1 protein-coding gene is annotated in these 1,139 nt (G+C 58.6%); it reads right to left on the bottom strand.

The features are described from left to right. Complete coding sequence (locus INT32_RS22015) at positions 1 to 1,092, bottom strand: IS630 family transposase (protein ID WP_193090805.1); 1,092 nt, start codon at positions 1,090 to 1,092, stop codon at positions 1 to 3. Positions 1,093 to 1,139 lie beyond the last annotated feature (47 nt).

The raw sequence follows: 1,139 nt of genomic DNA, 5'->3' as shown, positions 1-1,139 counted from the left end.
CTAGTGTCCTGCGCCGGTAGTTCGTTGCATTAGTCGTGAGAGAGATTCCAGTATCTCTTCCGCGGTTTTCGTCCACACGAATGGCTGCGGGTCCTCGTTCCACGCCTTAACCCACTCGCGAAGGTCTTTCTCCAGGGCTTGCACGCTTCGGTGGTCACTGCGCTGGAGGAGTTCGCGGGTGACTTCAGCGAAGAGCCTCTCGACCTGGTTGATCCACGACGAATACGTGGGCGTGAAATGAATATGGAACCGCTCATGCTTGCTCAGCCAGTTCCGCACCAACGGGTGTTTGTGCGTGCCGTAGTTGTCACACACGACGTGGATGTCGAGGTGGTCTGGAACGTGTTTGTCGATCTTGGTTAAGAACTTTTTGAACTCGATCGCGCGGTGCTTGCGGTGTGTCGAGGCGATCACGGTTCCATCGGCGACATTCAGCGCTGCGAAGAGACTCGTCGTGCCGTGGCGGGCGTAATCGTGGGTACGTTTCTCCGGCATGCCCGGCATCATCGGAAACGCCGGCTGGGACCGAGACAGCGCTTGGACCTGGGACTTCTCATCGACGCTGAGCACGACAGCGGACTCGGGTGGATTGAGGTAAAGGCCGACGATGTCGTAGACCTTTTCCACGAAGAGAGGGTCGTTGGAGAGTTTGAACCCATCGGCGCGGTGGGGTTTGAGCTCGAAGGCCTTCCAGATCCGTCCGATCGTCGATTTCGATAGTCCGCTGCGTTCGGCCATCTGCGCCCGTGACCAGTGGGTGGCGTTTTTCGGTGTTTGTTCCAGGGTTGAGGTGATGACGTCCTCGACCTGCTCGGCCGTGATCGTGGCGGGTCTACCTGGGCGTGGTTCGTCGACGAGACCATCGAGTCGGTCGGCAATGAATCGGTTCCGCCATTTGGCCACAGTCGCGGGCGTGCAGCCGAGGCTGGTGGCGACTTCCTTGTTTGATCGTTCCTGCCCGCAGCCGAGGATGATTCGTGAGCGCAGAGCAAGGGCTTGTGAGGACTTGCGCCGACGGGACCAGCGAGTCAACGTCTGGTGTTCTTCATCGGTGAGGATCAGTTCGGCTTTCGGACGACCGGTGCGAGGCATACTCCATTCTACAACTTCTTACACGAATTTACGGCGCAGGACACTAG

Source organism: Advenella sp. FME57, assembly GCF_014897675.1.
GTDB lineage: Bacteria > Pseudomonadota > Gammaproteobacteria > Burkholderiales > Burkholderiaceae_B > Advenella.
The sequence above is the reverse complement of the archived record's forward strand: the minus strand, read 5'-3'. Positions and strand labels throughout refer to the sequence as shown.